This window comes from Hymenobacter terricola, assembly GCF_017921975.2.
Classification (GTDB): domain Bacteria; phylum Bacteroidota; class Bacteroidia; order Cytophagales; family Hymenobacteraceae; genus Hymenobacter; species Hymenobacter terricola.
Window position 1 is genome coordinate 23,569 of record NZ_JAGEMO020000112.1, and the last position, 9,017, is coordinate 32,585.

Below are 9,017 nucleotides of genomic sequence, written 5' to 3' on the forward strand. Positions count from 1 at the left end.
GATAAGCGTATTAAGTAAGATAATACGCGCCTCACTGGTAGCATTAAGCGTATTAACGGTTCTAAAACGCGCCTTGCAAGCCAACGTGAGCGTTTTAAGTGAGGTAATTCGCGCCCTACTATGGGTGATTGCAGCCTTGCCGAAGGTGCGGTCGGTGCGCCTCACCCCCCGGCCGCAAAAGCCGCGCTACATATTGGCTGGCCGCCCCGCGAATCTTTCCCGCCCCACCAACTGTTTACCTTCGTACCCAATTCTGAAATCCCGCTAAGCTCAATTACTTGCTGCTACCCCAACACTTCGAACAAAAAATCGGCTTCACCACCCTGCGCGAGCAGCTCGAAGCCAATTGCCTCTCGGCCCTGGGCCGGCAGTACGTGGCCCGCATGGAGTTCCAGACCAGGCACGAACAGCTGCTGAAACTGCTGCAACAGGCCGACGAGTTTGCCTACCTGCTGCGCGCCGGCTCCGATTTCCCGGCCTCCCATTACTACGATGTGCAGGTGCACCTCAAGCGGGCCGCCCTGCCAGGTGCGTTTCTGGATGTGACGGCCTTTTTTGAGGTGAAGATGAGCCTGCGGACCATCCGGCAGGCCCTCAGCTTCTTCTCCGATGCCGACCCCGGCCTGTACCCCACGCTGCGCCTGCTGGGCATTGGCGTGCAGGTAGACCGCAATTTGCTGGCCGCGCTGGACAAAGTGGTGGACGACGAAGGCGCCGTGCGCGACGACGCCTCGCCGCTGCTGCGCCAGATTCGGCAGGAGCTGATTGCGCGCCAGGGCCAGCTGCGCAAGCAGATTGCCGGCATCCTGCGCCACGCCAAAAACGAGGGCTGGATTCCCGGCGACGCCGAGCCTACGATACGCGGCGGGCGGCTGGTGCTGCCGGTCATCGCCGAGCACAAGCGCAAGGTGAAGGGCCTGATTCACGACGAATCGGCCTCGGGCCAGACCGTGTACATCGAGCCGGAAGCCGTGTTTGAGCTGAATAACGACATCAAGGACCTCGACAATGCCTACCACCGCGAGCTGATTCGCATCCTCACGGCCCTCACCGACCAGCTCCGGCCCCACATTCCGGACCTGCGCAAGGCCTATTCCTACCTCGGGCTGATTGACTTCATTCGGGCCAAGGCCAGATTGGCCGTCACGCTCGATTGCCGCCTGCCGCTGCTGCACAACAAGCCCCTGCTGAAGTGGGAAAAGGTGCGCCACCCGCTGCTCCAGCTGGCTTTTGCCCAGCACAAGCGCGACAACGGCGACCCCCGCGAAGTGGTGCCGCTCGACCTGGAATTGAACCACGAGCAGCGCATTCTCGTCATTTCCGGCCCCAACGCCGGCGGCAAATCCGTGGCCCTGAAAACCGTGGGCCTCGTGCAGTTCATGCTGCAAATGGGCCTGCTCATTCCCTGCGCCGACAATTCCGAAGCCGGCATCTTCGAGGATATTTTCCTCGATATCGGCGACGAGCAAAGCCTGGAAAACGACCTTTCGACTTATTCCTCGCACCTGCTGGCCATGAAGCAGTTCCTGCTGCTGGCCGGCAAGAAAAGCCTGGTGCTGATTGACGAATTCGGCACCGGCACCGAGCCCAGCCTGGGCGGCGCCATTGCCGAGGCCGTGCTCGACCAGCTGAACAAGGAGCGGGTCTACGGCGTCATCACCACGCACTACACCAACCTGAAAAACTTTGCCGAGCGCACCCCGCACCTCGTGAACGGCGCCATGCGCTACGACCCCGAGAGGCTACAGCCGCTCTACCGGCTGGAAGTGGGCAAGCCGGGCTCGTCGTTCGCCATCGAAATTGCCCGCAAAATCGGCCTGCCCAAGGAGGTAGTGGAGCGCGCCACGCAGCTCGTAGGCAAGGATAAAATCCGCTACGACCACCTGCTCGAAGGCCTCGAAAAGGAGAAAACCGAGCTCGAAGCCCGCACCGCCGACGCCGCCAAGGCCGAGCGCCGCCTCAAGAGCGCCGCCAAAGAATACCAGGACCTCAAGCAGCACCTCGAAGACACCAAGCTCGAAACCCTGCGCACCGCCAAGCAGCAGGCCAAGGCGCTTCTGGTGAATACGAACCAGCAGATTGAGGCCACCATCGGCGAAATCCGGCGCGGCAACGCCGATAAGGAAGTGAACAAAGCCGCCCGCGAAAAGCTCGAAACCTTCGTTCGCCAGGAGCTGCACATCGAGCCGCCCAAGCCCAAAGCCACCCGCGAGCGGGCCGTAGCCGGGGCCCTTCAGCCCGGCGATAAAGTAGCTCTGTTTGGCCAGGAGGGCCACGGTGAGCTGGTGAGCGTGAAAGGCCAAACGGCCGAAGTCATGTTCGGCGGCCTCAAAACCCTGGTGAAAATCAACCAGCTCGAAAAGCTGGGCCGCGCCGAAATCAAGGAGCGGGAGCAGGCCTCCAAGGCCAAAGCGGGCCGGCTCGGCGGCGGCAAATCCGGCGGGGGCAGCAACGGCGTGAACATCACCGACCGCATGGCCGGTTTCAGCCCCACGCTCGACCTGCGCGGCGAACGCGCCGAAGATGCCCTCACCAAAACCATGAGCTTCGTGGACGATGCCGTGATGCTGGGCATGCCCGAAATCAAGTTCCTCCACGGGCGCGGCAACGGCGTGCTCCGCCAGGTAGTGCGCGACTACCTGCGCAGCCAGCGCGCCGTGGCCAGCGTGGCCGACGAGCATGCCGACCGCGGCGGCGACGGCGTGACCATCGCCGTGCTGAAATAAGATTTGCTGCCGGCAACCTCACCCCCTGACCCCCTCTCCAAAAGAGAAGGGGCACCGGAAATGCTCAGTAATGTTTTTTTATGAAAAAAGGCCCGCTCAATAGCGGGCCTTTTTGTGTTTACTGGCTTCGTTGCACCAGAGCCGGTGCCCCCTCTTTTTTGAAGTGGGGGTCAGGGGGTGAGGTTCCCCCAGGGGCGAGGTTATAAAAAAAGGCGGCTCCCGATTCGGGAGCCGCCTTTTTTGCGTCAGTTTAGGTCAACTTACTCCACTACCACGCGGCTCGTCTGCACGGCCTCGGGGGTGGTTACCTGCACCAGGTACAGGCCCGGTTTCAACGCCGTGGCGTCGATGGTCAGGTCGGTGCCGATGAGGGGCTGGGTCTGGGTGAGCACCACGCGGCCGGTCACGTCGCGCAGCACGATGGTGGCGGTGCGGGCCGTGGTGCTGGCCAGGTGCAGGCTGAAGCTGCCGCGGTTCGGGTTAGGATACGCCTGCAGGGTGCTGGCCTGAATGCTGCCATTCCGGGTGGCCAGTACGAGGCGGCACACGGCCACGCCCGCATTCTGCTCCGACACGCGGGTCGAGAATTCCTGGTAGTACTGGTTCACGATGCGGTTGTCGTGGATAACGAGCGTGTTTTCGTCGTTCTCGTTGTCGGCCGAGTTGGTCCAGTTGTGCGAACCCAGGAAGATGGTGGGGTCCGACTGCGACGCGCCCGCGTCCACCAGCAGGTATTTGTGGTGGAAGATGTAGGAGCCGCGCTTGAGAATCATGCGGTTGCCAATGGCCGAGCGGATGACGCGGAAGTTGTTGCCCGAGCCGTCGGTGCTGGCCGTGTCGTTGGTCACGCCCTCGGTGCACTGGGCAATGTTGCGCAGCTGCACCCGGTCGCGGATGGCGCGGGCAATGTCGGCGCGGGTGATGAGCATCGACGCGAAGTGCAGGTCGTTATCGGCCGTTTGCACGGTTTCGATGAGGCGGCCGTTCACGTTGTCGGTGGGCGAGAAGTACGACTGCACGTCGCGGCCGCCAATGCGCAGGAAGTGGGGCGTGTTGTCGGTTTTGCGGTTGCCGAAGAGCAGCGTGCCGGACGTGAGGGTGGTGCTGCCCCACATTTCGTTGAATTCGATGGCGTAGACGCGGGCCAGGCTCTGGTCCTGGATGGCAATGGCCGAGTTGCGGTCGGTGGCGAGCTGGGCGGCGGTCCAGTTGGTCGAGCCCGTCCACACCCACGGCACGTTGGCGTTGCTGGTGTCGGCGTCGATAATCACAAACTTGTTGTGCATGATGGCGCTGCTGCTGCTGCCCGTCTGGTTGGGCCGGCCCACGCGCGGAATGGCGGCGTTGAGCGTGCCGATGCTCACGTTGGCGTTGTCGTCTTCGTAAATCACGCGCACCTTCACGCCGCGGGCGTAGGCCGCGTTCACCGAGTTCAGGATGACGGTGTTGTTCCAGTTGTAAATGGCGATGTCGAGGGTTTTGCGGGCCTTGTTGATGTAGCTGGCCAGCGTATCGGCAATGTGGCCGTTGGGCAGGTACACGGCGTTGTTGCCGGGCAGCGCCAGGGTGTTATCCACGGCGTTGTTGAAGTACACGCGCATCTTGCCGGTCGAGAGCGACTGCGTAATCATGGGGATTACGCGCGACTGCGAGCGGCCCACGCTGTTAACCGAAATGGCTTGCACATAATACACGGTGGCGGGCTGCAGGCCGCTGAGGGCGATGCTGTGAGCCGTGGTGTTTGCCGTGCTGAAAACCGAGTCGGTGCTTGCTCTGGGCAGGTTGGGCAAGGTCGAAAAGTAGACTTTGGTCGTGCCGGAATTTTGGGTGAGGTAGTTAACCGTGAAGCCCGTCGTGGTGATGTTCGACGGCGTGGGCGTACCAATCAGGTTAGGCGTCAGGCCCTGCAAAAAGTCGGCGTAGAGGCGGGGCAGCAGCTGGTAGCCGGTGGTCTGGTTCACCGCGCCGGTGTTGCTGGTCATGTGCTGGCTAATGAGGCCGATGGCGTCGTAGAGGCCCGTGGGAGCGGGCTTGCCGATGAGGCCGTACGGACCAGTGCTGGCCGCGTTGATGTAGAGGGGCGTGGCCGCGCTGTTGTTGATGCGGTAGCCGGCCGGAATCGACGCGAAGGAAGTGACCGCGGCCCCGGCGGCGGTGTTGATGGACGTGATGCCGTTGATGCGCACCAGCATGGCTTCGTATTGCTCGGCGAAGGCCGGCGTGATGCTGCCGGCCGGGAACGACACGGGCACCACGGGCCGGTTGCCGGCAATGATGGTAACGTTGGTGATGGGGTCGATTTCCAGGAAGCCGTAAAACTGCTTCAGCTGGCCCGTTACCTGAATGCTGTCGCCGGGGAGGACCGTATCAAACACGGCTTTGACGGCGGCCGTCGTACCGGTGCTGCCGCCGTAGGCCGCGATGCCGGCCTGACTGTCCTGAAAGTAGCGAATCGGGCCGAGCTCGTTGCCGTTGGTGGCCACGCCGCGCACCGTGACGGTGGCTCCCGCCGTGGCGTTCGTGGTGGGCTGCTGGGCCCGCGCCGCCGCGATGGTGATAACAGTTTGGGCCGCCACGGGCCGCCAGATGGCCGCGCACAGCAATGTCAACAGGGTAAATTTCTTCATAAAGAAAACAAGGTTATTAAACGATTAAGTTTAGTAAAAAGCCCGAAGCCGGATTACAAAGATGCTGAATTTCAGCGGAACAAACCGCGATGGACACCCGGAAACCGGCCGAATGGGGCGCTTTAGTTTTTGGTGCCCGGGCGGGCGCGCTTGCCGTTGCCGGTGATGAAGGGCACGGGGGCGGCGGTTTCGGTGCCGGCGGCGTTGCGCGAGCTCACTTCCACGTAGTAGGTGGTGCCCGGAATCAGGTTGCTCAGCGTGAGGCTGTGGCGGGTGGTGGGGGTGGGGTCGAGCCGGATTTCCTTCAGCTGTTTGGCATCGAGGCCGTAGCGCACACGGGTGTCGCCGGCGTTCAACGTCGAATACACGACGGTAAAGCCCGTGGCGCTGACGTCGACGGGCACGGGCTCTTCGATGAGGCGGGGCAGGCCACCGCCGCGCACCAGGTCGGAGGCCAGGCGGGGCAGCAGCTGGTAGCCGCCGGTGCCACCGGGGGCGTACTGGCTCAGCACGCCGCGCACGTCGAAGGTTTCGCCGGCGGGCGGGGCGGCGTCAATCAGGCCGTTGGGGCCGGTGCTGGCGGCCATTACCCGCACCAGCGTGCCGGGCAGGCCGTCGAGCAGGTAGTTGGCGTTGCCGGCCAGGGTGGTAACCGGGGTGCCGACCGGGCTGAGCAGGTGCTTGACGCCCTTGATTTCCAGCAGCCGGCTTTCGTTGGCTTCGCTGAAGGCGGCCGCGGCGTCGGCCACGGGCACCTGAATGGCGCGCAGGGGCACGCCCCCCGCCAGCTTGTGAACCGAGGCCACGGGGTCCATTTCCAGCAAGCCGTTGTAGAGCTTGAGCTGGCCCGTGACCTGAATGCTGTCGCCGGCCTGCAACTCGCCGAAACCCGGCAGCTTGGCGGGCTGGGCGTAGAGCGCAAGGCCGGCTTCGGTGTCCTGCACGAAGCGGATGTTGCCCATTTCGGCCCCGTTCAGGACCACGGCCCGCACCGTGACGGTGCTGCCGGCGCCCAGTGCGCGGGCCGTTTTCACGGTCAGGACCGGGGGCACGCCGGGCACGGGCGGCGGCGTGGCCGCTGGTGCGGGGCGTGCGGCAACTGAAGCGCCAGCCATCAGGCCGCCGGCGAGTAGCAGATTGGTCATCATAGCAAATTGAAGAATAAGTAGACCAACAATGGAAAGCGTGAGCAAAAAACGATTACAAAGTTGGGGACAAATTCCGCATTTCCCGGTCATTACCCACCGAAAAAGCAGTGCTGATACCCAATGCTAAATAATCACAAAATGTTGACTTCCGGGTGTAGCTCGATGCCGAACTGCTGGCGTACGGAGGTGATTATTTCCTCGGCGAGCTGGCGGACTTCGCTGCCCGTGGCCCCGCCGTGGTTCACCAGCACGAGGGCCTGGCGGTCGTGCACGCCGTGGGTGCCGCCGTCGGGGCCGCGCCGCAGGCCCTTCCAGCCGGCCCGCTCGATGAGCCAGCCGGCGGGCACTTTCACGCCGCCGGGCACGGGGTAGCCGGGCAGCTCGGGGTATTCGGCTTTGAGGTGGTCGAACTTGGCCTGCGATACTTCGGGGTTTTTGAAGAAGGAGCCGGCGTTGCCGATTTCAGCCGGGTCGGGCAGCTTGGAGCGGCGGATGTGGACCACGGCGCGGCTCACGTCCTGCGGGGTGGGCTCGCCCTCGATGCCCAGCTCGGCCAGCGTGTCGCTGATGGCGCCGTAGCGCACGTTGGGCCGGGCCTGGCGGTGCAGGCGCAGCACCACGGCCGTGACCACGAACCGGCCCTTGAGCACGTTTTTGAACACGCTCTCGCGGTAGCCGAAGCCGCACTCAGCGGCCGTGAACACGCGCCCCTCGCCGGTGCCGATTTCGACGGCTTCCAAATGGTCGAAGGTGTCGCGCAGCTCGGCCCCGTAGGCCCCGATGTTCTGGAGCGGGGCCGCGCCCACCGTGCCGGGGATGAGCGAAAGGTTTTCGATGCCGCTCAGGCCCTGGTCGAGGGCGTATTCGACGAGGCCGTGCCAGCTTTCGCCAGCCCCGGCCCGCACGAGCGCGGTGCCGGTTTCGCCGTCTTCGCGGGTGATTTCCAGGCCGTGAATCTCGTTCTTGAGCACTACGCCGGCGAAATCCTGGGTAAACAGCAGGTTGGAGCCGCCGCCGAGGATGAGCTTGTCGGCGGCCTGCACCTGGGGCAGCTTCAGGAGCTGGCGCAATTCATCGGCCGAGGTGAAACGGGCGAAATAGCGGGCCTGCACGTCGAGGCCAAACGTATTGTAGGGGAGGAGGGAGACGTTTTCTTCGAGGAGCATGCCGCAAAGGTATCGGCGGCGGGCCAGGGTTGGGTGGTGCGGGACCGGTTGGGAGTGGTTCGGAGCCGGCCCCGAGTGGTTTGGAACCGGCCCCGAGTGGCACGACCCGGGTCGGGAATAGTACGGTCCGGGTCGTGAATGGCACGGCCCGGGTCGGAAATGACACAGCCCGGGTCGCAAATGACATAGCCCTAGTCGGAAATAGCACGGCCCGGGTCGAAAATAGCACGACCCAGGTCGGGAATAGCACAGCCTGGGTCGGGAGTGGTGCGGTATGGGTCGGGAATGGCGCGGCCCCGCTTCCGGAACATCAGCAAGGGGGCTTAGCTAGGAATGATGATGAGCCCTTCGCCACTTTTGGGGCTATGGATGCCAAGCAAGCCACCCGCCTCAGTAAGTTTCTCAGCCTGCACCTGCGGCATACCCCCGCCGCTATCGGCCTGGAGTTGGAAGAAGGCGGCTGGGTGGGCGTGGCCGAGCTACTGGCGGCTTGCGCGGCGCACGGCACGCCCATCAGCCCGTCAGAATTAACCGAAATAGTGACTGGCAGCGACAAGCAGCGCTTCGCCTTTGATGCCACTGGTACCCGCATTCGGGCGCAGCAGGGCCACAGCGTGGCGGTTGATTTGCAGCTGTTGCCCGCCGTACCGCCCGCCATCCTTTACCACGGCACGGCCCCGGCGGCCTTACCCGCCATTCGGCGCGAGGGCTTGCAGAAAATGAACCGGCACCACGTTCACCTCTCGCCCGATGCCGAAACGGCCCGCCGTGTAGGAGCCCGGCGCGGCCAGCCCATTATCCTGACCGTGGACGCGGCGGCGATGCACGCGGCGGGCATCGTTTTCTACGAGTCCGGCAACGGCGTGTGGCTGGTGGATGCGGTGCCGCCGCAGCATTTGGGAGAGGCGTAGCGCGGACTTTGTAGTCCGCGTCCCCAGCAGATACCCGGACGATTGCCGAACGGCGCGGGGACGCGGACTACAAAGTCCGCGCTACAGCATTAGCGTAGATAATGCGCGGCCATGATGATGCCGTAAATCCACACCGTGTATAGGCTGGCGTGCCAGAAACCCTGCCGTAAGCTGGTGGACCACTGGCCACGGCAGCGGTTCGAGTTTTTGAACACCAGCCGCAGGGCCCGAAAAAACACCCAATACAGCATGGCGGCGAATGCCAGCACGCACGTCCATACTAGGACGTGTGAACAATTAAGGTAGCTTTGAAGATGCAAAAAGACCGCACATTCCTGACCGACCCGCACTGGCAACGCCTTTCGCCACTCTTGCCGGGCCAAGCGAATGCCTGCGGCGTGACGGCCAAGGACACGCGCTTGTTCGTGGAGGCCGTACT

The 9,017-nt window shown here is 63.6% G+C and carries 6 protein-coding genes; 2 read left to right on the plus strand and 4 right to left on the minus strand.

Annotated features, from left to right (window positions below; translation table 11 throughout):
• The first annotated feature begins 278 nt into the window (after positions 1-278).
• Positions 279-2,726, plus strand: coding sequence for an endonuclease MutS2 (locus J4G38_RS25770; protein WP_210521722.1), 2,448 nt, complete (start codon positions 279-281; stop codon positions 2,724-2,726).
• A gap of 260 nt (positions 2,727-2,986) precedes the next feature.
• Here J4G38_RS25770 and J4G38_RS25775 read toward each other — a convergent pair whose 3' ends face one another.
• The 3 genes from J4G38_RS25775 to murB all read right to left on the minus strand — a co-directional run bounded on the left by J4G38_RS25775 (position 2,987) and on the right by murB (position 7,667).
• Positions 2,987-5,353, minus strand: a complete 2,367-nt coding sequence (locus J4G38_RS25775) for a phospholipase D-like domain-containing protein (RefSeq protein ID WP_210521723.1) — start codon at positions 5,351-5,353, stop codon at positions 2,987-2,989.
• Positions 5,354-5,475: 122 nt separating this feature from the next.
• Positions 5,476-6,501, minus strand: a complete 1,026-nt coding sequence (locus tag J4G38_RS25780) for a fibronectin type III domain-containing protein (RefSeq protein WP_210521724.1) — start codon at positions 6,499-6,501, stop codon at positions 5,476-5,478.
• A 131-nt stretch (positions 6,502-6,632) separates the two neighbouring features.
• The gene (gene murB, locus J4G38_RS25785) at positions 6,633-7,667 is read right to left on the minus strand and encodes a UDP-N-acetylmuramate dehydrogenase (RefSeq protein ID WP_210521725.1); all 1,035 of its coding nucleotides are present in this window, start codon (positions 7,665-7,667) and stop codon (positions 6,633-6,635) included.
• Between the two features lie 365 nt (positions 7,668-8,032).
• Here murB and J4G38_RS25790 point away from each other — a divergent pair, with 365 nt between their 5' ends.
• Positions 8,033-8,578, plus strand: a complete 546-nt coding sequence (locus tag J4G38_RS25790) for an RNA 2'-phosphotransferase (protein ID WP_210521726.1) — start codon at positions 8,033-8,035, stop codon at positions 8,576-8,578.
• Between the two features lie 89 nt (positions 8,579-8,667).
• Here J4G38_RS25790 and J4G38_RS25795 read toward each other — a convergent pair whose 3' ends face one another.
• Entirely contained in the window at positions 8,668-8,847 is a 180-nt protein-coding gene (locus tag J4G38_RS25795) for a hypothetical protein (RefSeq protein ID WP_210521727.1), read from the minus strand.
• Between the last annotated feature and the right edge of the window lie 170 nt (positions 8,848-9,017).